This window comes from Methylobacterium phyllostachyos (assembly GCF_900103445.1).
GTDB lineage: Bacteria > Pseudomonadota > Alphaproteobacteria > Rhizobiales > Beijerinckiaceae > Methylobacterium > Methylobacterium phyllostachyos.
Map to the genome: position 1 here is coordinate 380,959 of NZ_FNHS01000002.1, position 22,497 is coordinate 403,455.

The window sequence follows — 22,497 nt, forward strand, 5'->3', positions numbered from 1 at the left end:
CGAACGGATCGACACCCATCGATCGCTTCATCTTCGTCGGCACCCACGCGGCTTTGACGATGGCAATCATCGGCCAGGTAAGGCAGCACCCCACACCGGCGGAATGGACTCGGACGGCACAGGCTCGCTTGCTCATGGCGCTTCGGGCGAGAACCCGGCGAGCGGGGCGACCACTTCGCACGCCAGGCCGTCGCGGTGGTAATGCAGCCTCACGCTCCCGCCGACCGCCCCGGCCAGCCCGCGCTCGATCAGCCGTGAGCCGAACCCTTTGCGCGGGGGCGGAGTCACGGACGGCCCACCGCGCTCGGACCACGTCAGGCGGACCTCGTCTCCCCCGGGGGCGGACGGCGTCACCGTCCAGCCGATGTCGATGCGCCCATCCGCCGTGCTGAGTGCCCCGTACTTGGTCGCGTTGGTCGCTAGCTCGTGCATCATCAGCGCCAGCGACAGCGCCGCCTTCTCACCGCACACGACCGCCGGACCGTCGAGTTGGAACCGGCCGGGCCGTCCGTCGTCGTGGATCGCCAGCGCCTGCGCGATCACCGCCCGCATGTCGGCGCGCTCACTCTCGCCAGCCATCAGGATGTCGTGCGCCTTGCCCAGGGCGATGAGCCGGGCGGCGAGCACCTCCATGGCCGTGTCGAGATCGGACGCGCCGCGCATAGTCTGCGTGGCGATCGCCTGCACCATCGCCAGGGTGTTCTTCAACCGGTGCGACAGTTCCTGATTGAGCAGCGCCCGCCGCTCCTCCGCGCGTACCCGCGCCACGCCGACGTCGACCCGGTCGGCCACCGCCCGCACGAAGGCGATCTCAGCCTCAGTCCAGTCCCGCGGTTCGTGGTGGTGCACGAGATAGATCGCCACCGTGCGCCCGCGCTCGCGCACTGGGATGTCGAGGAGCGCCGTCACGCCGATCGCTCCCCACCGCGGCAATGCGCCGGCGGTACGCGGGTCGAGCGCCACGTCGGGGACGATCAGCGGTTCGCCGCGCAGCAGGCCGTCGAGGATATCGCCGTACTCGGCGAACCGGTGGACACCGGCGATACTAGTATGCCCCTGCATCGTCCAATCGGGCTCGACGTGCAGGACGCCGTTCGTCGCGTCGATCAGACCGAAGCTGACTCGGCTAACTCCTAGCGCCCGCCCGACAATCTCAGCCGCCGCCCGCGTCATCTCCGGAACGGCCGGCAGGTCGCGCAGGCGGTCGCCCAGGGCGAGCAGCGCCGCCTGGTGGGCGGCGGCCTCACGGCGGTCGGTGATGTCGCGGGCCGCCCCCACGAAACGCACCGGTCGACCATCTCCGTCGCGTTCGAGATCGCCCCGGCGGCCGATCCAGCGGACCATGCCGGTGTCGGGACGGCGGATGCGGTACTCGACATCGCGCGGGGCGTCGCCGCTGCCACGGGTCGTGGCCGTCGAGACGAGGTGCGCGTCCTCCGGGACCACCAAGCCCTCGAACGCGGTGGAAGGATACGCATCCTGGATCGGCAGGCCGTAGAGACGGCAGAACTCCGGGGTCGGGCGGAGCGTGTTGTCCGACATCTCGACCGCGAACAGGCCAACGCCGCCCGCCTCCTGTGCACGGTGCAGGCCGGCCTCCGCCTCCGCCAGGGCCTTCCCCGCCAGGTGCTCGTCGGTCCGGTCGCGCAGCACCTTCACGAAGCCGATGTGGCCCTCGTCCGCGTCGCGCAGCGGCATCATCTCGCCCGATGCCCAGAACCGGGCGCCGTCCCGCTTGAGATGCCAGCGCTCGTCCGAGGCGCGCCCGTGCTCCAGTGACAACCGCATCTCGACGCCGGCGCGGTCTTCGGCGCGGTCCTCCGGGGTGAAGATTCGCTCGACGGTCTCCCCGCGCATCTCGTCGGCCGTCCAGCCGAGGACCCGCTCGGCGCCGCTGTTCCAGTCGGTGACCCGGCCATCACGGTCGGTGACGACGATCGCGAACTGGGTCGTGCTGTCGAAGATCGCCCGCTGGCGCTGCGCGCCCGCGTTCAGCGACCGCAAAGCGGCGATTTCGCTCGCCTCGGTCAGCCCCATCGTGGCCAGACCGGCGAACGCCACGACTAGATCCAGGTCATGCTCCGTGAACGCGTCCGGCCGGCTCGCCTGCAGCTTGAGCACGCCGAGTATGCGACCGCCGCGGACGACCGGGGCATGCACGGCCGAGCGCAGATCGATGATCGGGCGCAGGTCCACCTTCACCCGCGGGTCGGTCAAGGCGTCGGACAGCAGGATCGGTTCGCCGGTCCGTGCGCAGGCGCCCGACGTGCTGCCGTTCAGCGGCACGCGCGTACCCCGGTGCGGGGTCAGGGTGCCACCCACGGCACGGTATTCCAACTCTTGGCCGTCGAGCATCTCCATGACGCCGCCCTCGGCCGCGGGCACGGCGCGCATCGCCCCATCGACTAGGGTGGCGAGGATGGCGTCGAGGTCGCCACCGCTCGCCGCGACATTCCCCTGCGTGCGGCCAAGGGCCAGCCGGTCCCTGGTCGCCGTTCGCCGGTCCGCCAGGAGCCCGTCTCGCTCGGCCAGGGCGCGGCGCATCTCAAGTTGATCGACGACTTGGTCGGCCAACCGTTCAAGACCCTCTACCTGCGGCGCCGCCAAGCCGTCGGGGCGGGGTCGTCGATCGAGGACGCATAGCGTGCCAAGGACCGCTCCCTCCGCGGTCCGCAGCGGCATGCCGGCGTAGAAGCGCACCCCGCCCTCGCTCACCGCGACGTTGTCGCCGTGTCCTTCGGCCAGCGTGTCGCGGATGACGAGGGGCGCTCCGGTGCGCACCGCGATCGGGCAGAAACCGGCGTCGAGCGGCGCGTCCGGCCCGCCGTCGTAGCCTTCGCGCGCTTTGAAGAACTGTCGCGTGCCGTCGACGAGCGTGACGAGCGCCGTGGGCGTCGCGCACAGGAGGGCAGCGACCCGGGCGAGGTCGTCGAACGCCCTCTCAGGTTGCGTGTCCATGACCGCGTAGGGATCGAGGGCACGCGAGCGATCGGGAACGTGGGTCATGTGTCCCGGGTGACCCGCTTGCGCCACCGTTTGGCGGCGGCCTTGCGCAGGATCTGCGAGAGCTGCTCCACCGAGTACGGCTTGTGCAGCAGCTCGAACCCGTGTGTGCCGTCCTTGGCCAGGACGTGGCTATAGCCCGAGGTTAGGACCACCGGCAGGTCTTCGTGCAAGCGGCGGACCTCCTGGCCCAGCTCGACCCCGCTCATCCCCGGCATCATTACGTCCGAGAACACCACGTCGAACCGGTCGGCGCCCTCAGCCAAAGCTGCCAGCGCCGCCGCGCCGTCCGCGGCCAGCGTGGGGGCATAGCCGAGGTCGCTCAGCGTCTGTACGGCGAAGGTGCCGACCTCGACGTTGTCCTCGACCACCAGCACGCGCGTGCCGTGGCCGTCGATGAGCTCCGCCACCTCGGCCTCTTCGGACGGAGCCGGGGCCGCGACGCGTGGCAAGTAGAGGGTGAACGTTGTGCCCTCGCCGACCGTGCTGTCCACGGTCACCTCGCCGCCTGACTGCTTGGAGAACCCGAACACCTGGCTTAGGCCCAACCCGGTGCCCTTCCCGGTCTCCTTAGTGGTGAAGAACGGCTCGAAGATCCGTTCGACCATCTCGGGCGGAATGCCTGTGCCGGTGTCGCTCAGCGAGACCGCCACGTAGGGACCGTTCACGGCGGCGTGCGTCCGGACCGCCGGCAGTGCCTCCACCGTCCGGACCCGGAGGGTGATCCTGCCCTCACCATCCATCGCGTCGCGGGCGTTGACCGCGAGGTTGACCAGGGCGGTGTCGAACTGGCTGGCGTCGGCGTTCACGAAGCACGGCGTGTCCGGCAGGGTCACGGTGATCCGCACGCGCGAGCCGGTCAGCGTGCCCATCATGTCCGCGAGGCCACGCACGCTGTCGTCGACGGAGAATACCTCGGGCTTGAGCGCCTGCCGCCGGGCGAACGCGAGGAGCTGGCCGGTCAGCTTGGCGGCGCGGTCCACCGTGTCTGAGATCGCGCCGATGTAGCGGGTACGCCGCTCCTCGGCGAGATCGGGCCGCTTGAGCAGGTCGGTCGAGGACTTAATCACGGTCAGCAGGTTGTTGAAGTCGTGCGCCACCCCGCCGGTGAGTTGGCCGATGGCCTCCAGCTTCTGCGACTGGCGCAGGGCCTCTTCGGCCTGTAACAGGTTCTCAGCCTGTTGGGCCTCGACCGTCACGTCGCGACCGTAGCAGTAGACGAGGCCGTTCTCCGGCGTTGTGATCCACGAGATCCAGCGGTAGGTCCCGTCCTTGTGGCGGTACTGGTTGCGGTGCGACGGCAAGGGTTCGTGCGCGGCCTGCCGCAGCGCGTCCCGCGACGCCGGATGGCCGTCCGGATGGGTGAAGGCGAACAAGGGGCGGCCGACCATCTCCTCGGGGGCCCAGCCGAGGAGCCGTGTCGCGGATGGGCTGACGGCCAGCAGGACGCCCTCTCCATCGATGACGAACTGGAGGTCCTGGGCGTTGCGCCAGACGCGATCCCGCTCCTGCGTCCGTTCCGCGACCTGCGCTTCCAGCGAGGCGTTCAGGGCGCGCAGCTCGCGCTCGGCCACGCGTCGGGCGATCTCGACCTCGGTCCGGTCCATGACCCGGCGGGCGAAGGAGACCTCCTCGGAGGTCCACGCATGCGGACGGCTCTGGTTGAGGCAAAACACGACCTTGAGCTGGCCCCGAACCATCAGCGGCAGGTTGACCAGGGCGATCAAGTCCATCGGCTTGAAGCTCTCGACCTGACCCGCGGTACGGGGATCGACGGTGATGTCGTCGATGATGACATCCTCGCCGCGCCGCAGGGCCTCGATGTATGAGCCGAACTTAGCGAACTCGTGGGTTCCGGCGATGCTCGGCTGCCCGGGGGCAAGCCAATCCTGCCGGACGACGATCCGACGCGCGGCAGCATCGATGTCGCCGTAGGCGACCCGTGAAAGGCCCAGCGCCAGACCGACCGTCTCCGCCGCCGCAAGCGCCAGCTCCTCCGGGGTCCCTAGGCCGCGCAGGCGCTCGCCGAGTTCGCCGAGCGCCACATTGAGGCGCCGGGGCGCCACGTCGATCAGGATTCCCGGGAAGCGAAGCGGCGTGCCGTCGGGGCCATGCTCGACGTGGCCGTTGGCTTCGAGCCAGTGGTACCGGCCGTCATGGCGGCGTACGCGGTACTGGTGGGCGTAGCGTCCGCCCCGGTCGATCGCCTCGTTGATCGCGGCGGCAAGACCCGCCTGGTCGTCCGGGTGGACGGTGGCGACGATCCGCTCCAACGGGATGCCCTCGCGACCGAGCGCCGGATCGAGGCCGAACGCGGTGGCGAACGCCTCATCGACGGTGAAGCGATCGGTGGGCAGGTCCCAGACCCAGGTGCCAATGATCGCCCCGGCAGACAGGGCGAGCCGGACCCGCTCAGCGTCGACCTGCGCCTCCGCGCGCGCCCGCTCCTCGGTGATGTCGCGGGCGACGCAGTAGAACCGACCGTCGTCTGGAACGGCGGTCCAAGCCAGGGTGCGGTAGTCGCCCGCGCGGGTCCGGAACCGGTTCTCAAAGGCGAGGGTCGTCAAGCCCTCGGCCAGCCTGTTGATCTCCGCGCGGGTCTTCGCTTGGTCGTCCGGATGTTCGAGCCACTCGGACGTGCGGCCGACCAGCTCCGCTTCCGTCCAGCCCAGTACGCGGGTCCAGGCGGGATTGACGCTCAGCCACACCCCGTCGCCGTCGCTGACCAGAAGCATGTCCTGGCTGACCTGCCAGATCCGCTGACGATCCTTGATGCTCTGCTCGATCCGCTGTTCCAGCGTGGCGTTCTGATCGCGCAGTTGCCTCTCGGCCAGCCTGAACGCGGTGACGTCGTTGAACGTGCCGAGCATCCGCCGGGTGCCGTCCGGGTTCTGGATGATGGTGCCGCTGCTCAGGATCGAGCGCCGGGAGCCATCCGGATGGATGACGTCGTAGTTGAGGTCGACGATGCGCCGGAGGTTCTCGGGATCGAAGGGCCTCCCGATGCCCATGGCGACCTCGGCGTCGGTCCGCACGCGCTCGACGTCCTCCGGCGCGATGCAGCCGAAGGTATCGACCTGCGTGAGCGCGCCCTCCACCGGCAGGCCGAACATTTCGCGGCCGCGCGCATCCACCTCGATCACGCCGGTCGAGGGATGCCAGTGGAACGTCCCCAGCTGGGCGACCTTGAGCGCCGTTTCCAATCGCGTCCTGGCTTGCTCCTCGGATCGCTCGGCCGCCTTCTGCCGGGTCATCTCGGTGGCCAGGAGCAAGACGCCCGCGAAGTCGCCTTCCTCGCCCTGCACCGGCGAGAAGCTGTAGGTCCAGACCGTCTCCTCGTCCCGGCCATGCCGGCGCATCTTGAGGGGAAAATTCTCGATGGCGAACCCGTTCCCGGTGCGCAGGACCTCCGCCACCTGGGGCCCGAGCACCGGGGCGATGTCGGTCAGGACCTCGGGCATCGGGCGGCCGAACGCCCGGGGGTGCCTCTCGCCGAGGGCCTCGCCATAGGCGTCGTTGTACAGCAGCCACTGCTCCGCCCCCCAGTACAGGGCGGCGATGCCCTTGGCGTTAAGCACGAGCGAGAGGGCGGAGCGCAGCGACTGCGGCCACGTCGCGAAGGCGCCGAGGGGGGTGGCCGACCAGTCCGTCTCGCGGATGCGCCGGCCCATCGCGCCGCCGCCCGCCATCGGCGGGACCGACCGTGTCCGAAAGGCCGAGGGCTTTGAAGTAGAGCTCACCGTCCCGTCCTAGCTTGCCCGGGCCGAAGACTTGGGCCGCGCTGCTAGATCCTGCGCCTCCTCGCGGTCGAGCAGGCGTAGGGCGGCGCGCACGACCTCGCTGGTGCTGGCAAAGCGACCGGAGTGCAGGCAGGCCCGGATCAGGTCTTCCTGCTCTGGCGTGATCGAGACGGTGATGGTCCGGCGCACGGGCATGGCCCGGCTGTGCCTTGTGGGGTATCTGCTTACAAGACTGCCATTCGTCACATACGCGACATTGGGGCGAGAAGGCTCTGACGTCCCGTACCCCCCACTTATGCGAGCGGGCGGTATGAGCCTCAATCACTTTGGGCCGTGAGCCGGCGCGTCGCGGTCTCCAGTCCCGCCGCATGCACCGACCCTCACGCGACCGCCCGGCCGAGGCCTCACGGGCTCGCGCGGGGAACTGGCCCGCGCCCGCCTGTCATCGCGTGCTCACCCACCGTCGCGCCGTGCGGTGTCGCGAACGCCTCGGGCGCGCCTGCGGAGAGGGGCGTGCTGTAGCAGGCCGGATCGGCTCCGACGATTGACCAAGACGACGTCGGTATGCAGTCCGTTCCGATAGGGCCTGCCCCAGTGGGACGATCTACAATTCCGGCCAAGCCGTTCCAGAAGGTGCTTGCGGAGTTTGGAACGATCAAAAGGCCGACACCTTAGACCCGTGTGGAACGCTGCTGTGCAGCGTGTCCGATCAGGATTGGTCGCAGCACCGGATCAGGTTGCCTGCAAGCAAACTTTTCGAACCTCGAAGAAGAGTTGGAAACGCGCGCGACGGCGACGTCTGCTTCTCTGCATTAACGCCCGAAAGCGGACCAGCGGCTTTCCACCCAACCCAGCCGTTCAAGGGCCCTCACGCACGCGACTGAAGTTGGCCGAATGCGGAAGGGCTGCTTTGGAGAAGGCCGACCGGAAAAGCGGACGGCCTGCTAGCGACCCAACCCAGCCGCCCAAGATGCCGTTGGCGCTTCCCGAAAGCGGTCGTTCGTCAGCCCTCCAGCAACTTCGGCCCGAGGTGGCAATCAGACTTTGATGTTTCGTCCCGAAACTGACGTGCCACATCCGGTTGCGCCGGACGTCCGAGCCCGACGGCGCTCCCGCCCGGAGAAGCTCGACCAAATTTCACCAATGTGAGTGTAAGACAGTTTGGGAGCGTGTTACGCCCCGGCATGGCCCTGCGCGAAACCATCACCGTGTCGATCACCCCGGAGCTGAAGGCGTTCATCAAGGAACGTCTCGCTACTGGGCGCTACGGCAGTGCCAGCGAGGTCGTCCGGGCGAGCCTGCGCGCCCTCGAACGGTTCGAAGCGACGACATACCCCAAGGCACGCGGTCCTCGATCGAGCACGACCGATGTCTGAGATCGCGTTCCTGGCGGCTCAACACAGTGAGCCCGAGGGGGCGGACGCAACCTATAGCGAAGCCGTACTCAACGGCATCCTCGCCGCCAGCCCGGACTGCGTGAAGGTCCTGTCTGCCGAAGGACGTCTGGAGTTCATGAACGCCCGCGGTGTCGAGCTGAACCAGCTCGACACGGCCGATGACGTGATCGGGCTGAACTTCGCGGACCTCTGGCCGGAGCAGGAGCGCGACAAGATCCGAGCGGCCATCCGCAAGGCAGCCGACGGCGAGATCGCGCGGGCGGAAGGGTTCTGCCCCACGGCCAGGGGCGAGCCACGGTGGTGGGAGGCGAGCTTCGCGCCATTCCGACCGGTAGCGGCGGGACCGCTCAAGCTGATCGGCATCTCGCGCGACATCACAGAGCGTGTCCGCGCCGAGCAGGCGTTGCGCGACAGCGGGCATTACCTGGACGCTCTGGTCCGTTCGTCCTCCGAGGTGCGGTTCTCGGTCAGCGCCGACTGGAGCGACCTGCATCACCTCGCGGGCGGCGGCTTCATCCCGGACACGGCTGCGTCCAACAGCGACTGGCTGAGCACGTACATCCCGCCGGACGATCGGGCGGCCGTGCGCGCGGAGTTCGAGCGGGCGATCCAGACCCGGTCGACCTATCAGATCGAACACCGGGTCAACCGCGTCGACGGCACAGTCGGCTGGGCGTTGTCACGCGCTGTGCCACTGTTCGGTGCCGAGGGTGGCATCACTGGCTGGCTCGGCGCCGCCTCAGACATCACGGCGCGCAAGCGCGCCGAGGCGGACTTGCACGAGCTGAACGAGACGCTCGAACGACGGGTCGTCCAGCACAGCGCCGACCTGGACCGGGTCTGGCGCAACGCCCAGGACCTGCAGGTCGTTATCGACGCGGACGGCGTGTTCCGCGCTGCCAGTCCATCCGCCACGCGGCTGCTCGGATGGGCGCCCGAGGAGATGGTCGGCCGCAGCCTGTTCGCGTTCACCGCCCCGGACGGCCATGCCGCCTCACGGGCGGCGCTGCGCCAGGCCGTGCATGAGCCATTGCCCTCGCATCGCAACCGCTACCGGCACAAGGACGGGAGCCACCGCTGGATCGCCTGGATCACGACGCCCGAGGACGGCCTGATCTACTGCTACGGGCGTGACGTCACCCTGGAGACCGAGCAGGCGCACGACCTGCTGCAGGCCGAGGATGCCCTGCGGCAGTCGCAGAAGTTGGAAGCCATCGGCCAGCTCACCGGCGGCGTCGCGCACGACTTCAACAACCTGCTCACCGTGATCAAGTCCTCGACCGACCTGCTCAAGCGGCCTAACCTGCCCGAGGAACGCCGCGTCCGCTACGTCGAGGCGATCTCCGACACGGTGGACCGCGCCGCGCGGCTCACCGCCCAACTCCTCGCCTTCGCGAGGCGCCAGGCGCTCAAACCCGAGGTGTTCGCCGCCTGCGACGGCGTGCGGGCGATCACGGAGATGGTCGGTACGCTGACCGGCGCCCGGATCAGGATCGTGACCGAGTTGCCCGAGCAGAGCTGCTACATCGACGCCGATCCGAGCCAGTTCGACACGGCGCTGGTCAACATGGCGGTCAACGCCCGCGACGCGATGGCGGGCGAGGGGGCGATCACGATCCGCGTCTCGCCGGTCGAGGCGATCCCAGCGGTGCGCACCCATCCCGCCGTGACCGGCCCCTACGTGGCCGTCTCGCTCAGCGACACCGGCAGCGGCATACCGCCTGATCGGCTGGACCACATCTTCGAGCCGTTCTTTACGACCAAGGAGGTCGGCAAGGGCACCGGCCTCGGCCTGTCGCAGGTGTTCGGGTTCACCAAGCAGTCGGGCGGCGAGGTGACGGTCGAGAGCGAGGTCGGTGAGGGCACGACGTTCACGCTGTACCTACCGCGCGTGTCCGGCGCATCGCACAAGCCGGTCGATGCGGTGATGCCCGATATCCTGATCGTGGGGCACGACACGCGCGTGCTTGTGGTCGAAGACAACGCGGACGTGGGCAGCTTCTCGGTGCAGGCGCTGATCGAGCTAGGCTACCTGCCGATCCTCGCCGCCAACGCGGGAGAGGCGCTGGCGGAGCTTGCGAAAGACGCCGACGGCTTCGATGTCGTATTCACCGACGTGGTGATGCCTGGCATAAACGGCGTCGATCTCGCCAAGAAGATCCGCCGCCTGCATCCCGGCCTGCCGGTGATCCTGACCTCGGGCTACAGTCACGTGCTGGCGCAGGAGGGGACCCACGGCTTTCCGTTGCTGCATAAGCCGTACTCGGTGGAGCAACTCTCGAAGACGCTGAATGCCGCCGCCCGAAGCCGGCGCGGAAAATAGACACAGCCCCAGCCAACCGACTTGGCCCAGGAACAGCCCTTTCCGGCTACACGCCCTCATCAAAAAATCGGTTATCGACTTACCGACAGTCCAAATTGACATCCTATGACAGAGTTTTTGCCCCGCAAATATCATAGGTGGCGGATTGATCTATGATGTTCCGATCCGATGCAAGATGCGCTGACCCGCAAGCTTGAGAGCTTCGAGGAGCTGACTGACGCCGACCGCGCCGCGCTGCGGGCGCTCGTTCCTCGGTTGCGGCAGGTGCCGGCGCGGACGGACCTGATCCAGGAAGGTGACAAGCCCGAGAATGTGCATCTCATCCTCGACGGCTACGCTTGCCGCTACAAAGTCCTGCCGGACGGCCAGCGCCAGATCATGGCCTTCTTCGTGCCCGGCGACTTCTGCGACCTCAACGTGTTCATCCTCGACCAGATGGACCATGCCATCGGCACGATCTCGCCTTGCAAAACGGTCGAGATCCCCCGGCACGCCATCGAGGATATCACGGCGCACCACCCGCGGGTGACGCGGGCCCTGATGTGGTGCGCCCTCGTGGACGAGGCTGTGCTGCGCGAGTGGCTGGTCAACATCGGCGGCCGGCAGGCGGATCAGCGCATCGCGCATCTGTTCTGCGAGCTGCTGCTGCGCTTGGAGGCGGTGGGGCGCGTCACCGACAACAGCTTTCCCTTCCCGTTCACACAGACCGACATCGCCGACACGATGGGCCTATCGGACGTGCAGGTCAGCCGCAGCCTGCGAGAGCTGCGTGCGCTCGGTCTGATTCACCTCAAGCGCCGAGTCCTGACGATCCTGGACGTGGAGCAGCTCAAAGCGTACTGTGGGTTCAATCCCAACTACCTCCACCTCAGGAACGCGCGTTGGAGTGGCCGCCGGCAGGTGCCGTGGCTGAGCAGCGTCCGAGGGGAGTAGCGGTGGCGGACCGGGGCAACGTCGAGACCCTGGTCGTGCTGCAGCCTATCTCCGTAGACACGGCGAGCCCGGATCGGGTCGGCATGCTCGTGATCGCCAACGGGCTGCTCGTGGCTGTGCTGGTGCGCCTTGATGCGCCCGAGCATGAGCGACGCGGGGCCTGGTACATGGAGGTCAGGCTCGGGCGGCTCGCGAAGGTACGCCCGCCCGTGTTCGAAACCCTGGAAGACGCTACGCGGTGGGTGCGAAAGCGGTTCAGAGAGAACGCAAGCTGAGGACTGTAAGCCAAAGTCGTCTTTACGAACTTAATACTCAAAAGAAGACGAGCAAGAACCTACCCAACTCAGTCGTTGGGAAGTTTTATCTGAGCGCCCAAAAGGGCCCTTATCCATCGGTCCTAGGCTATCGTTCCACGGGTCACACGACTTGGTTGATAGGGACAGACCCGACTGCTCATAACGGTCCGGCCAAACCAATCATCCCCTGGGCGGGACTCGGCTTTTTCCCGGTAGGGCACGAGAAACGGCTCGGAAAACGGCACCATCCGACTGCCCGACGTCCTGTCCGAACAGCCTGCATTGCTGCGGTGATCGATCTATCGGCATTCCTCCCTGGACCTGGGTAGGTCACATCCCCCTGACGACAGGGCCGATCCCCGCCGGCCCCCAAAGGGAGCTGTATCCGAACTTACGGGGCAACCCTCGGCCTTCCTCCCACCGACATGGAAGGCCTGATCGTTCGTCGCCTCGGGCAACGTCCCTTGAATGGCTCCGGGGACGCGTTGCAGCATACCAAATTATGCTATGACCTGTCAGGTATCGGACATCTTCCGGAACGGGCGTTGGCTAGAAGACAATCGACCGATTCAACCGGACACGTCCATGAAGGCCGCCCGTTCGTCGTCCCTGCAGGGTAACCTGCTCCTGGAAACCCTCGACGCGAATGACGGCGCGTTGATCGCGCGGCACGTCGAGCGGCGCGAGGTCCGGCGCGGAGACGTGCTCTTCCGCCCCGGCGACGACGTCAGCCACGTCACCTTTTCCGCCGACGGCTGCGTCGTCACGCTGGTGGTGCCGCTGCAGGACGGCAAGTCGGTGGAGACCGCCACGGTCGGGCGCGAGGGCGCCATCGGCGGCGTCGTCAGCCAGGGCTACCTGCCAGCCTTCGGGCAGGCCGTCGTCTAGGTCGGCGGGCCGGTGCTGCGCATCGAGGCCGAGCGGCTCGACGCCGCCAAGCGCGCATCGGACGCGGTCCGCGACCTGTTCGTGCGCTACGGCGACTGCCTGCTGGCGCAGGTGCTGCAATCGGTGGCCTGCAACGCCGCCCATCCCATCGAACGCCGCTGCTTGCGCTGGCTGCTGACCCTGCAGGACCGGATCGGCACGCCCGACCTGCCGGTGATGCACGAGGTGCTCGCCAACATGCTCGGCGTGCGCCGTGCCTACCTCACCGAGGTGCTCGGCCGCCTGCGCCGCGACGGCCTGGTCGAGATCGGGCACCGGCGCCTGACGCTTCCGGACCGGGCGAGGGCCGAGGCCGCTTCGTGCGAGTGCCACGAGGCAGTGCGCCGGCACTTCGCCGAGGTGCTGGGCGCGGTCTACGCCCCCGGCGGCCGCATGGTCGCGGTCGACGCGTCCAAGCCGGATGCCCTCCGGCCGCCGGCCGTCGCCGTGACGCTCGGGGAGGCACGGCGATGACCCTCTTGCCGCCCCGCCCCCTCGGCGTTGACGACGCCCGCCTCGCGGCGCTCGCCGCGTTCAACATCCTCGACCCCCCGCCCGAGCGCGGCTTCGATGACATCGTCCACCTCGCCCGCCGGCTGTGCGACGTGCCCGCGCTGGTTAGTTTGGTCGACCGCGACCGGCAGTGGTTCAAGGCGCGAGCCGGCTTCCCGCCGTGCGAGACCGACCTCGACCGCTCGGTCTGCAAGTTCGTGCTCGCCGAGCATGGCGTGCTGCAGATCCCGGACCTGACTGCCGACCTTCGCACCCTCGCGAATCCCCTGGTCACCGACGAGCCGCACCTGCGGTTCTACGCCGGGGCGCCGCTGCGCACGCCCGAGGGCCACGTGCTCGGCAGCCTGTGCGTTATCGACCGCGTCCCGCGGCCCGGCGGGCTGACGCTGGCCCAGGTCGAGGACCTGGAGGCGCTGGCGCGCCAGGTCATGGACCAACTCGTTCTCAGGCGGGCCATCGCGGAACGCGACACGGCGATAGCCGAGCAGCGCCGGTTCCTCGCCCAGCGGGCCACGCTGATCGAGACGCAGGGGGCGGTCGCCGCCGCCGAGGGCGACCTCGACGCCGTGCTGTCGACCCTCGTGTCCGGCGCGCTGCGGGCGGTCACCGCGGCGGACGGGGCTGCCATCGAGCTGCGCGAGGGCGACGACCTCGTCTACCGCAGCGTCGCCGGCACGCTCGCGGGCCATGCCGGCACCCGCCTGCCGGTGGACGGCAGCCTAGCCGGCACCTGCCTCCGGTCTGGCGAGGCCATCCTCTGCCCCGACATGCTGCTCGATCCGCGGGTGAGGTCGGAGGAGGTCGCGGCGCTCGGCTTGCGCTTCTGCATCCTGCTCCCGGTGAGCAAGGGACACGAGGTCGCCGGCGTCCTGAAGCTCCAGTCGGCGACGCCGGGCGCCTTCACCGAGCGTGACCTCTACGCAGCCCTGACCTTCGCCGGATCCGTCTCCGCCGGCCTCGCGCAGACCGGCGAGGCGGAGGCCCGCCGCGTCGCCGCCGAGAGCGAGCGGCTCCTCGGCCTGGAGCGCGGCCTGCTGCGGACCATCCTGCAGCAGGCCCCGGTGGGCATCTCCATCGCCCACGCGGGTGGCGGCGCGCTCCTCAACGACAGGATGGTGGAGATGCTCGGCCACGGCGTCGGCGGCGCCGACGACGCGCGCTACGCCGGCTAAGGCGCGGTGCACGCCGACGGCAGCCCCTACGCGGTCACGGACTACCCGACGATGCGGGCGCTGCGCCGGGGCGAGATCATCCAGGGCGAGGCGATGCGCTACCACAATGCCCGGGACGGCCAGGTCCGCGAATGGCGCGCGCACAGCGCCCCGGTCCTGGCGCCCGGCGGAGAGCCCATGGCCGCGGTCTCGGTCTTCATCGACGTCGACGACCACGTCCGAACCCTCGACGCGCTGAAGCAAAGCGAGGCGCGCTACCGCAGCCTGATCGACCTGTCGCCGGCCATCATCTGGTACGGGCAGCCCGACGGCACCCTGACCTTCGCCAGCCATCAGCTATACGACCTCACCGGCCTGACGCCCGAGGAACTCCCGCCCCAGGAATGGCCCCGGGTGACCCATCCCCGCGACCTGCCGGCGGCGCTGGACGCATGGGAGCGTGCGCGTGAGTGCGGGACGCTCTACGAGGCCGAGTTCCGCATCCGCGCCGCCACCGGCGCCTACCGATGGTTCGCCTCGCGCGCCGCGCCGGTCCGCGACGCCGAGGGGACCGTCGTCGGCTGGCTCGGGCACAACACGGACATCGACGCGCGCAAGCTCGCCGAGGCCGAGGCCGCCAAGCTCGCCGCCATCGTCGAGCAGTCCGCGGACTTCGTCGGCATCGCGGACGCCGAGGGGCGCGTCGAGTACGTGAACGCGGCCAGCCGTGTCCTGGTCGGCCTCTTCGACGAGGACACGGCCCGGGCGAAGCGGGTCGCCGACTTCTTCAGCCCGGAGGACCTCCCCTTCGTCGAGGCCGAGATCGTCTCCCGGGTCGTTTCCGGCGAGAGCTGGGTCGGCGACTTCATCTTCCGTGATTTCGCGACCGGCGGGCCGGTGCCGGTCCACTATAACCTGTTCCCCCTGCGGGCACCGCTCGGCGAGTTCGCCGGCTTCGCCACGGTCAGCCGGGACATCACGGGGCGCAAGCGGGACGAGGCGCGGCAGGAGCTGCTCAACCGCGAGCTCTCCCACCGCATGAAGAACTTGTTCGCGCTGGTCCAGGCCATCGCCGCCTCGACCTTGCGCTCGGCATCCGACGTGGGAGAAGCCCGTGATGTCCTTGCGGGTCGACTCGTCGCCCTTGGCAAGGCGCACGACGTCCTGCTGGGCGGGGCGGCCGAGCATGCGCCGCTGACCGACTTGGTGCGGCAGGGCGTCGGCGTGCAGGAAACCGAGGGCTGCATAGACTATCGGGGACCGGACATCGAGATCGGTGGCAAGGCGGCCCTGTCCCTCACGCTGATGCTGCACGAACTCACCACGAACGCGATCAAGTACGGCGCGCTCTCCGCCCCGGATGGACGCGTCGAGCTTGTGGCGGAACTCTTCGGGTCCGATGGGGCACCCGACCTGCGCATCGCCTGGACGGAGCGTGGGGGCCCCCCGGTCAGCCCCCCTGCCCGGAAGGGGTTCGGATCACGGCTGATCGAGCGTGGGATCACCGCCCAGGTCGGGGGCGCGCTGACCATGGACTTCGCCCCGGAGGGCCTGCGCTGCGTCGTCGAGGCGCCGTTGGCGGGCTTCCAGGCCGGGGACTGACCGCGGAAGCAACGAACGGCGCGGGCACCCGTTTGCCGAAGACATGAGCGAACACGCGAACGAGAGGACGGCCCTGGTCGTCGAGGACGAGATCCTTCTGGGGATGGAGGTCGGCGACCTCCTCGCCGACGAGGGCTACGCCGTCGTTGAGGCCGCCTCGGCCTCCGAGGCCCTGCTCAGGATCGACGACCGGATCTCCCTCGTGGTCACGGACATCCACATGCCCGGGGCGATGGACGGCCTCGGCCTGGCGCGCGAGGTGGCCCGCACCCGGCCGGGGGTCGCGGTGGTCATCGTGTCGGCGCACAAGACGCCGGGGCCGGGCGACCTCCCCGAGGATGCCGCCTTCGTCGGGCGCCCTTTCCTCCATAGCCGCATACGCGCGGCCATCCGCGCGGCGGTCAATGCGAAGGCGTCACGGCGACAATTAGGTCGCGCGTCCGCGAGACCTAATTGTCGCCACGCTTCCTCTGCCCTGCGACCACAATCGACTGTCCTACTCCCCGTCACGACAAGAGGGGACCCAAGATGTCAGAGCCGACGATTCTGTTTTCGAAGCCCATCGCCACCGTCAGCCTGCCCGGCTTCCCGGACGTCCTGGCGGACGTGGCGGCCGCTCGCCGCGCCGTGGAGGCCGCACGGCTTCCGGTGGCTCGGTCGTGCCCGGCCTGGGTCGAGGCGAGCAACCGCCTCCTGCTCGCGCAGGCCACCCGCACGGTCGCCGCCGCCGAGGCCGCCCGCATCGCCCTCGTCCTCGCGGCGGCTGGCGAGAGCCTCAATGCCGTGACGGCGTTCGCCGTCGCCGCCTGATCCCGACGCGTCACCCGGAGGAAAGGGCTATGACCCAACTCATCGAGCTGTGCGTGCGCGTGAAGGAGTATGCGAACGGTAACCCGTACATCCTGCTGGAGCAGCAGGGCGTCCCGGGCGCCGCCGCCGCCGACACGATGAAGCCGTTCGCGTTCGATCTGAAGCCCGGCATTCCCACGGCCGAGGTCGAGGCGCTGGTGGCCGAGATGAAGCGCGTGATCACCCACGTGCATTTCGAGGCCGCGCCGGTCGAGCCGTAGCGGGGAGCTTGCGCATCCGCGACGCGTTTCCCTCCCGGGCGGCATACAGGCCACTTGGGAGGGAAGACCATGACGAGCGACACCCCGACCCCCGGCGACGATCCGCTGCCGCCGATGGGCGACCCGCCGCCCGGACCGCAGACGCCCGAGGGCGATCCGCAGACCGAGCCGCCGGCACCCCAGCCGCCGGGTCCCATCGACGGCCGCTGACCGATCCCGCCGCGCCTATCGGCCCGGCGCCGGTTTCCCCTCCGCGCCGAGCCGCCTCATGCAGCCATGGTAGATTTCCGCGCCTAGGTCGAAGGGCGACAGCCGCTTCGGGTTGGGTGCGGAGAAGACGAGGTCCCTCGCCTCGTCCCGGCACTTGGCGTCCTCGGGCCCCTTGATCGTCTCGTTCTGCGCCAAAGCCGCGACGGTACTACCGGCAAGCAGGACGGCGGCGAGAGCGGTCCGGATGCCGCTCACTTGCCGCCCTTCGCCTCGTAGGCGTCGATGGCTCGCCGGCAGTTCTCCGACAGATCCTTGCGGTGCTTGGTGAAGCACGCCTTCATTTCCTCCCCGGCCGGGTCGAGGCCACCGCAGTAGGTCGTGGCGTCGCCGGTGCAGTAGCGCTTGAGGTTAGCCTTGTCGTCGGCAGCAGTGGCCGGCGCGACGAGGGCGAGGCCGAGGACGAGCGCAAGGGTTTGGGTTCGGGTCATCGGGGCTCCGGTGGGTGGATCGCCGTCGTCGCCCGAAATGCATCGGAACCGATGGGGGCACGGACTCGCGTTCATCAACGCGTGACGCCACGAAAGCGCCCCATGCCCGTTCGTCCAATCCCTTACCGTCCAGCCCCCGTCACCGCACGGACCGGCACGCCGGCGAGGTCCACGGTCGATCCGAGTGTATCCTTGAAGCCCGAGCTGACGTTCGAGAGGTGCTCGCCGTAGCTCTTGCGGGTCTGTGGGTCGAAGAGGGCGACGGGCGCCGCCACCGCCAGCGTGGCACCGGTCGCCACCGTAGAGGCGGCACCTGCAGCAGTGCTCACGAGCTTGTCCCCGATCCCGACCTTGCCGTCCGAGATCGGCTGGCCGTCGGCGAGCCGCTTGCCCAGCAGCGCGACCACGTCGCCGGAGGCGAACTTGGCGTGGTTGAGGGCGTCGTCCGACTTCACCGAGGACAGGTTGAGGACGCCGATGTTCTCGCGCTCAAGCTCCGACTTGTAGGGTTCTGCGTTCGGGTCGATGGCGCCGAGACGGACGCTGTCGCCCCAGACGAGACGCGAGACGGCCAGCGCCTGGTCGTCGCCAGAGACCATCAGGGTCAGGCGGGGACGGTCCTTGCCCATGTCGTGGAAGGCGCCCCGGGCGAGGTCCATGTCGACGTCGGGGGCGGCTAGGATCACGTTCCTGATCTTGGGCGCGACGCGCTTGTCGCGGATGGCCATCTGCCGGAGGCTCTCCAGGGTCAGCCAGTTGCCCATCGAGTGGGCGAGCACCGTCACCTCGCCGACGTTCGGGTCCTTTGGCAAGGTCGCGCAGCAGCGTCTCCAAGCCGTTGCGCGAGAAGTTGGTGCTCTCCCGGTCGTAGCCGTAGGCGAGCACCGAACCGCGGGACGGCCAGGTGAACAGCACCGGCGCGACCTCAGCACCGGAATCGTGCACGATCTGCGCGGAGCGGAAGACGGCGTCCTCGAACTTGTTGTTGAACCCGTGCACGAACACCAGGACGTGGCGCTTGCCGCGTCCCATGACCGCCTTGCCGGTCCAGGCCGCGACCTTGCCGCGATCCACGGGGTCGGCGCGGAGCGCAACGAAATCGGTGGCAGGGTTGCCGGGCAGGCGTTCCGGCCACTGCACGGTACCCGGCTGACGGGTGGCGTCGGGCGCGATCGACACAGCGAGGTCGGTGTAGGTCACCGCCTCGCCGCGCACGCCGGAGAACAGCACGCCGCGGTCGCAGGCGGACTTGCGGGTCGTGGCGACCAGCATCTCGACGCGGGACGTGCCGGCGACCGGTGCTGCGTCGGCGATGGGCAGCAGCACGCCGGTCGGGCGTGCGCCGCAGGCTCCGAGTCCCAAGAGCAAGACAAGTTCGGCGGCGGTCGCCAGAGAGCGCTCAACACCATCAAAACGTCGAAACACCCGAACCCCCGAACCATGGCCGGGACGGGTGACCGGGTCACACTCCGTCGAGGCCGGGAAGTCCTAGCGGATGATTGCGGCGGGGTGCGGACGGCAAACCGGAAGGACCGCTTCATTGACCATCGGGTGACAGCGTCGGCCGGCAGACCTTAGTTGCCGAAGGGCGAGGCGAGGACGACGCGGACCTTCTTTGCCTGAACGTCCTGGACGATGGGTGTGGGGGGGACGTTCAGGACGGCGGCCATCTGGACCGTCGCGGGCTTCGAGACGTTGCGGACGACGTTCGACGTCTCGGAAGCGATGGCCGGTGCGGCGGCCAGCAGGGAGATCGCGAGGGCGGCGATTGTCTTCACGGCGGCTGTCCGAGGCTTGACTGTATTGCGCCCGAACAACGGTCAAGCCATTAGCCAGTTCCACCTTCAGGCGGCGTTAGCGGCAGCCGGGGTCTCGTCGCCCGTGGTCGTCGCGCCCGCCTCCCTCAGGCACGCCTCGACCGCTCCGCGCAGCGACGACACGTAGGCGTCGGCACCGACTTGCCGGCCGAGCGCCGTGTCGGTCAGGACCGCCTCGCCCTGCGGCCATAGGCCGACGAGAAGCTTGACGTCCCGCGACTTCCTACGGAGACGCTCAAGCAGGTAGCGCAGGTGCGATGGGTTGCCGGTGATGTCGAGGTAGGAGATGCACACCATCGCCACGCCCGAGAGGTCGAGGTCGCGGATGCCCTCGCGCGAAGCCGACTGGTACGGGGTCACGCGCGCCCCGAGCCCGTGCTTACGCAGCAGTTGCGCCAGCATCGCCGAGGAGGCCTCGTCGAGGGGGCCGCGCCCGGCAAGGCACAGCACCGGCGCCTCGCCGCGCCACGCCTCAGGGAGCGCATCGCGGGACGGGGCCTGCCCGGGCACGGCCTCGTTCTTCGGGTGCGAGCGCTCGGCGAGCGTTGGCGTGTCGTTCGGGTTGACCGTCGCGTCGGTGCCGGCCGGCTCGACGTCGGGCTGGTCCTCAAAGTCGTCCACAAGGGAGCGGGACGATGCCCGGATGTTCTCAAGCTGCGTCGGTGTGACGACCCCACGAGCGTAGTCGTTGGCAGCGAGCTGCAGGCCTTTGAGGGCGACCTCGTCGTAGTACGATGACAAGGAGCGCTCCTTCAGCATCTGCTCGCCGAGGTCGCGCGCCTCGTCTGGGTCGCCTGCCAGCATGCGCTGGTAAAAGTTCTCGACTGGGGTCAGCGGCGGCCGGTCGCCGAGCAGGATGTCGAGGAACTCCAGGCTGTCGACATGTCGGCCGAGCACCACGAGGCAGACCGTGAACGGCGTAGCGAGGATCAGGCCGATGGGCCCCCACAGGAAGCCCCAGAACAGGGTTGAGACGATCACTGCGAACGGAGATAGACCGGTGGAATGCCCGTAGAGCAGCGGCTCGATGACCTGCCCGAACACCGGTTCGGCGATCAGGAACAGCGCCGCGGTGGCGATGACCATGTTCCAGCCCGGATCGACCGCGGCGGCGAGCGCGACCGGAAGGATGCCGGAGATGAAGGCGCCGATGTAGGGCACGAAGCGCATCAGCGCGGAGAACACGCCCCACAGCACCGGGTTGGGCACGCCGATGAACCACAGGCCGACGCCGACGATGACGCCGAACGCGGCGTTCATGCCGAGCTGGGCCAGGAAGTAGGTCCCGAGGCGACCGGCCGCGTCGTCCATCGCCACGGTGGTGCGGTGCAGGTCGCTCGATCCGAACAGGCGGATCATGCGGTTGCGCAGATCCTCCCGCTGAAGGAGCAGGAACACCACCACCACAAGGACGATGCCCACCGTCGTCAGCGGCTCGAAGATTGGACCCAATACCTTCTCGGCGAGCGCGAGCGGCGAGATCTCGGGTTCCTGAACGCGGACGAGTTGCGCCTTCGGGGTGTCGCCGCCTGGGCCGGTCGCCGCGGTGGTGCCGGCGGCGTCAGCCTTCTGGGTGGCGTCGTGGACCTGGTGGCTGAATTTCGAGATGACCCGGTTGGCCTCCCCGAGCCAGCCCTGCTGCAGGCCGGCGAACTTCTTCGAGACCGTGGCCTGGTACTGCGGCAGGTTGCCGGCGAGCCCGGCCACCTGCGTGCCGATGACCGCGCCGATGCCGCCGATCACGCCGAGCGCGAGCAGGACGGCGACGATGACCGAGGGGACGCGCCCGAGCTTGATCCGACGCAGCAGGTTGACCACCGGGGCCAGGACGAAGCTGAGGAGCACCGCCAGGACGAGGGGGATGAACACCTCGCGCCCGAAGTACAGCGCCGCGATCAGCACGACGCCCACCGCGAGGGTCAGGAGGCCGCGCAGTCCGGGCACGAGCGGGGGCGGCACCTGGGCAGGAGGCTTCGGAGCATCCGTCACGGCTGTCGGCATCGGCATACGCTGCAACTCCTCGCCGCCGGCCCAGGAGCGGCGTGCCTCCTTATAACGTAATCGGTCCCGTTTCGTCCCGCAGCGCTCCTTATAGGGCGTTCGCCCACGGTCGTGCCAGCTAGTTCGCAGCGCAGCCGGGAACGGCTTTCTGGCGAACATCTTGCTTAGATTGATGTTCCGGGAGTGGAAGGCTGTCCATGCGCATCCGTTGTGGCTATACCATCGCCCTCAGCAGCTTCAGTTCAACGCCGATGACGCTTTTGCTTAAGGTCCGCCCGGAGAAGCAGCCGGACTTGCGCTCGCGCGAGTTCATCATATCCGATCCGCCTGTGGCCTTTAGGCAGTTCCGCGACCCTTTCGGCAACGTCGCGACACGCATCCTCGTGCCGGCCTGGCGGATCGCGATGTCAGCGGACTTCGTGATCGAGGATCGTGGCTGGCCCGACGACCACGCCTCCAGCGCTCGCCAGATCCCCGTTCAGGACCCGCCGGACGAGGCCTTGCTGTTTCTGTTGGGCTCGCGCTACTGCGACACCGACAAGCTCTCGCAGACCGCCTGGAACCTGTTCGGCGGCACGCCCGAGGGCTGGTCCCGCGTGCAAGCCGCCGTCAACCACGCGCACTGACGCCTGCGCTTCGATTACATGCAGGCCGACGCTACTTGTAGCGCCTTCGACGGTCACGGCCAGTAGGTCGGGGTTTGCCGCGACTTCGATCAACTCGTCATCACGCTGTGCCGGTGTATGAACATCCCGGCCCGCCATGCCACCGGCTACCTCGGCGACATCGGCGCGCCGAAGGACCCGGCGCCGATGGACTTCTCTGCATGGTTCGAGGTCTATCTGGACGGACAGACGGGACCGCGCCGGCACACGTTCGACGCCCGGCACAACCGGCCTCGGATCGGCCGCATCGTCGTGGCCTATGGGCGTGACGCGTCGGACTGCGCGATCACGACGAGCTTCGGTCCCGCGTCCCTGGCGGGGTTTACGGTCCATACCGACGAGATCCCCGCAGGGATGTGAC

General features: G+C 68.8%; 19 protein-coding genes and 3 pseudogenes. 13 read left to right on the forward strand and 9 right to left on the reverse strand.

Annotation, left to right across the window (positions count from 1 at the left end; all coding sequences use genetic code 11):
- Positions 1 to 132: 132 nt before the first annotated feature.
- The 3 genes from BLQ49_RS04550 to BLQ49_RS04560 are packed head-to-tail and all read right to left on the reverse strand — an operon-like array spanning position 133 to position 6,938.
- Positions 133 to 3,006 (reverse strand): GAF domain-containing protein, encoded by a 2,874-nt coding sequence (locus BLQ49_RS04550; RefSeq protein ID WP_091713665.1) that lies wholly within the window; start codon positions 3,004 to 3,006, stop codon positions 133 to 135.
- The gene (locus tag BLQ49_RS30140) at positions 3,003 to 6,743 is read right to left on the reverse strand and encodes a PAS domain-containing protein (protein WP_143012202.1); all 3,741 of its coding nucleotides are present in this window, start codon (positions 6,741 to 6,743) and stop codon (positions 3,003 to 3,005) included. Before BLQ49_RS30140 ends, BLQ49_RS04550 begins: the two co-directional genes overlap by 4 nt.
- 9 nt (positions 6,744 to 6,752) lie before the next feature.
- Positions 6,753 to 6,938 carry a type II toxin-antitoxin system ParD family antitoxin gene (locus BLQ49_RS04560; protein ID WP_091713668.1) on the reverse strand — a complete coding sequence of 62 codons (186 nt, stop codon included), beginning with the start codon at positions 6,936 to 6,938 and terminating at the stop codon, positions 6,753 to 6,755.
- 989 nt (positions 6,939 to 7,927) lie between these two features.
- Here BLQ49_RS04560 and BLQ49_RS04565 point away from each other — a divergent pair.
- From BLQ49_RS04565 to BLQ49_RS29520, 12 genes and pseudogenes are all read left to right on the forward strand, one after another.
- Positions 7,928 to 8,119: a type II toxin-antitoxin system ParD family antitoxin gene (locus tag BLQ49_RS04565; RefSeq protein ID WP_091713669.1), complete on the forward strand. Its 192-nt coding sequence runs from the start codon at positions 7,928 to 7,930 to the stop codon at positions 8,117 to 8,119.
- Positions 8,112 to 10,463: a PAS domain-containing protein gene (locus BLQ49_RS04570; RefSeq protein WP_091713671.1), complete on the forward strand. Its 2,352-nt coding sequence runs from the start codon at positions 8,112 to 8,114 to the stop codon at positions 10,461 to 10,463. The genes BLQ49_RS04565 and BLQ49_RS04570 overlap by 8 nt, the downstream gene beginning before the upstream one ends.
- Positions 10,464 to 10,631: 168 nt before the next feature.
- Complete coding sequence (locus tag BLQ49_RS04575) at positions 10,632 to 11,396, forward strand: Crp/Fnr family transcriptional regulator (protein WP_091713672.1); 765 nt, start codon at positions 10,632 to 10,634, stop codon at positions 11,394 to 11,396.
- Between the two features lie 2 nt (positions 11,397 to 11,398).
- Positions 11,399 to 11,671 carry a hypothetical protein gene (locus BLQ49_RS04580; RefSeq protein WP_091713674.1) on the forward strand — a complete coding sequence of 91 codons (273 nt, stop codon included), beginning with the start codon at positions 11,399 to 11,401 and terminating at the stop codon, positions 11,669 to 11,671.
- A gap of 606 nt (positions 11,672 to 12,277) precedes the next feature.
- Positions 12,278 to 12,580, forward strand: coding sequence for a cyclic nucleotide-binding domain-containing protein (locus BLQ49_RS30715; RefSeq protein WP_342028152.1), 303 nt, complete (start codon positions 12,278 to 12,280; stop codon positions 12,578 to 12,580).
- 12 nt (positions 12,581 to 12,592) lie between these two features.
- Entirely contained in the window at positions 12,593 to 13,093 is a 501-nt protein-coding gene (locus BLQ49_RS30720; RefSeq protein WP_342028153.1) for a Crp/Fnr family transcriptional regulator, read from the forward strand.
- Positions 13,090 to 14,304 carry a GAF domain-containing protein gene (locus BLQ49_RS30835; protein ID WP_091713675.1) on the forward strand — a complete coding sequence of 405 codons (1,215 nt, stop codon included), beginning with the start codon at positions 13,090 to 13,092 and terminating at the stop codon, positions 14,302 to 14,304. Before BLQ49_RS30720 ends, BLQ49_RS30835 begins: the two co-directional genes overlap by 4 nt.
- Before the next feature lie 6 nt (positions 14,305 to 14,310).
- A complete protein-coding gene (locus tag BLQ49_RS04595; RefSeq protein WP_091713677.1) occupies positions 14,311 to 15,885 on the forward strand; it encodes a sensor histidine kinase in 1,575 nt (524 codons plus the stop codon).
- A gap of 43 nt (positions 15,886 to 15,928) precedes the next feature.
- Positions 15,929 to 16,186, forward strand: a pseudogene (locus tag BLQ49_RS30560) (response regulator); the annotation flags it as partial.
- A 227-nt stretch (positions 16,187 to 16,413) separates the two neighbouring features.
- Positions 16,414 to 16,695, forward strand: a complete 282-nt coding sequence (locus tag BLQ49_RS29515) for a hypothetical protein (protein ID WP_167627611.1) — start codon at positions 16,414 to 16,416, stop codon at positions 16,693 to 16,695.
- 29 nt (positions 16,696 to 16,724) lie between these two features.
- Complete coding sequence (locus tag BLQ49_RS04605; protein WP_091713679.1) at positions 16,725 to 16,955, forward strand: hypothetical protein; 231 nt, start codon at positions 16,725 to 16,727, stop codon at positions 16,953 to 16,955.
- Between the two features lie 69 nt (positions 16,956 to 17,024).
- Positions 17,025 to 17,165: a hypothetical protein gene (locus tag BLQ49_RS29520; RefSeq protein WP_167627625.1), complete on the forward strand. Its 141-nt coding sequence runs from the start codon at positions 17,025 to 17,027 to the stop codon at positions 17,163 to 17,165.
- A gap of 15 nt (positions 17,166 to 17,180) precedes the next feature.
- Here BLQ49_RS29520 and BLQ49_RS04610 read toward each other — a convergent pair whose 3' ends face one another.
- The 6 genes and pseudogenes from BLQ49_RS04610 to BLQ49_RS04630 form a co-directional block, all read right to left on the reverse strand.
- Positions 17,181 to 17,420: a hypothetical protein gene (locus BLQ49_RS04610; RefSeq protein ID WP_244507426.1), complete on the reverse strand. Its 240-nt coding sequence runs from the start codon at positions 17,418 to 17,420 to the stop codon at positions 17,181 to 17,183.
- On the reverse strand, positions 17,417 to 17,653 hold the full coding sequence (locus BLQ49_RS04615) for a 3',5'-cyclic-nucleotide phosphodiesterase (RefSeq protein WP_091713680.1): 237 nt from the start codon (positions 17,651 to 17,653) through the stop codon (positions 17,417 to 17,419). The genes BLQ49_RS04610 and BLQ49_RS04615 overlap by 4 nt, the downstream gene beginning before the upstream one ends.
- Before the next feature lie 122 nt (positions 17,654 to 17,775).
- Positions 17,776 to 18,465 carry an alpha/beta hydrolase gene (locus tag BLQ49_RS30160; protein ID WP_244507427.1) on the reverse strand — a complete coding sequence of 230 codons (690 nt, stop codon included), beginning with the start codon at positions 18,463 to 18,465 and terminating at the stop codon, positions 17,776 to 17,778.
- Between the two features lie 40 nt (positions 18,466 to 18,505).
- Positions 18,506 to 18,925 (reverse strand): annotated as a pseudogene (locus BLQ49_RS30725) (alpha/beta hydrolase); the annotation flags it as partial.
- Between the two features lie 302 nt (positions 18,926 to 19,227).
- Positions 19,228 to 19,431, reverse strand: coding sequence for a hypothetical protein (locus BLQ49_RS04625; RefSeq protein WP_091713682.1), 204 nt, complete (start codon positions 19,429 to 19,431; stop codon positions 19,228 to 19,230).
- 66 nt (positions 19,432 to 19,497) lie between these two features.
- Complete coding sequence (locus BLQ49_RS04630) at positions 19,498 to 21,471, reverse strand: AI-2E family transporter (RefSeq protein WP_091713913.1); 1,974 nt, start codon at positions 21,469 to 21,471, stop codon at positions 19,498 to 19,500.
- A gap of 197 nt (positions 21,472 to 21,668) precedes the next feature.
- Between BLQ49_RS04630 and BLQ49_RS04635 the strand changes: the two are divergent.
- Positions 21,669 to 22,496: pseudogene (locus tag BLQ49_RS04635) on the forward strand (transglutaminase-like domain-containing protein).
- Position 22,497: the final 1 nt, after the last annotated feature.

What these genes read in the sequence shown, in the direction of transcription:
- BLQ49_RS04550 (WP_091713665.1), bottom strand. Translation starts at nt 3,006, where the DNA reads ATGACCCACGTTCCCGATCGCTCGCGTGCCCTCGATCCCTACGCGGTC.
- BLQ49_RS04560 (WP_091713668.1), bottom strand. Translation starts at nt 6,938, where the DNA reads ATGCCCGTGCGCCGGACCATCACCGTCTCGATCACGCCAGAGCAGGAA.
- BLQ49_RS04565 (WP_091713669.1), top strand. Translation starts at nt 7,928, where the DNA reads ATGGCCCTGCGCGAAACCATCACCGTGTCGATCACCCCGGAGCTGAAG.
- BLQ49_RS04570 (WP_091713671.1), top strand. Translation starts at nt 8,112, where the DNA reads ATGTCTGAGATCGCGTTCCTGGCGGCTCAACACAGTGAGCCCGAGGGG.
- BLQ49_RS04575 (WP_091713672.1), top strand. Translation starts at nt 10,632, where the DNA reads ATGCAAGATGCGCTGACCCGCAAGCTTGAGAGCTTCGAGGAGCTGACT.
- BLQ49_RS30715 (WP_342028152.1), top strand. Translation starts at nt 12,278, where the DNA reads ATGAAGGCCGCCCGTTCGTCGTCCCTGCAGGGTAACCTGCTCCTGGAA.
- BLQ49_RS30835 (WP_091713675.1), top strand. Translation starts at nt 13,090, where the DNA reads ATGACCCTCTTGCCGCCCCGCCCCCTCGGCGTTGACGACGCCCGCCTC.
- BLQ49_RS29515 (WP_167627611.1), top strand. Translation starts at nt 16,414, where the DNA reads ATGTCAGAGCCGACGATTCTGTTTTCGAAGCCCATCGCCACCGTCAGC.
- BLQ49_RS04605 (WP_091713679.1), top strand. Translation starts at nt 16,725, where the DNA reads ATGACCCAACTCATCGAGCTGTGCGTGCGCGTGAAGGAGTATGCGAAC.
- BLQ49_RS29520 (WP_167627625.1), top strand. Translation starts at nt 17,025, where the DNA reads ATGACGAGCGACACCCCGACCCCCGGCGACGATCCGCTGCCGCCGATG.
- BLQ49_RS04615 (WP_091713680.1), bottom strand. Translation starts at nt 17,653, where the DNA reads ATGACCCGAACCCAAACCCTTGCGCTCGTCCTCGGCCTCGCCCTCGTC.
- BLQ49_RS04630 (WP_091713913.1), bottom strand. Translation starts at nt 21,471, where the DNA reads ATGCCGACAGCCGTGACGGATGCTCCGAAGCCTCCTGCCCAGGTGCCG.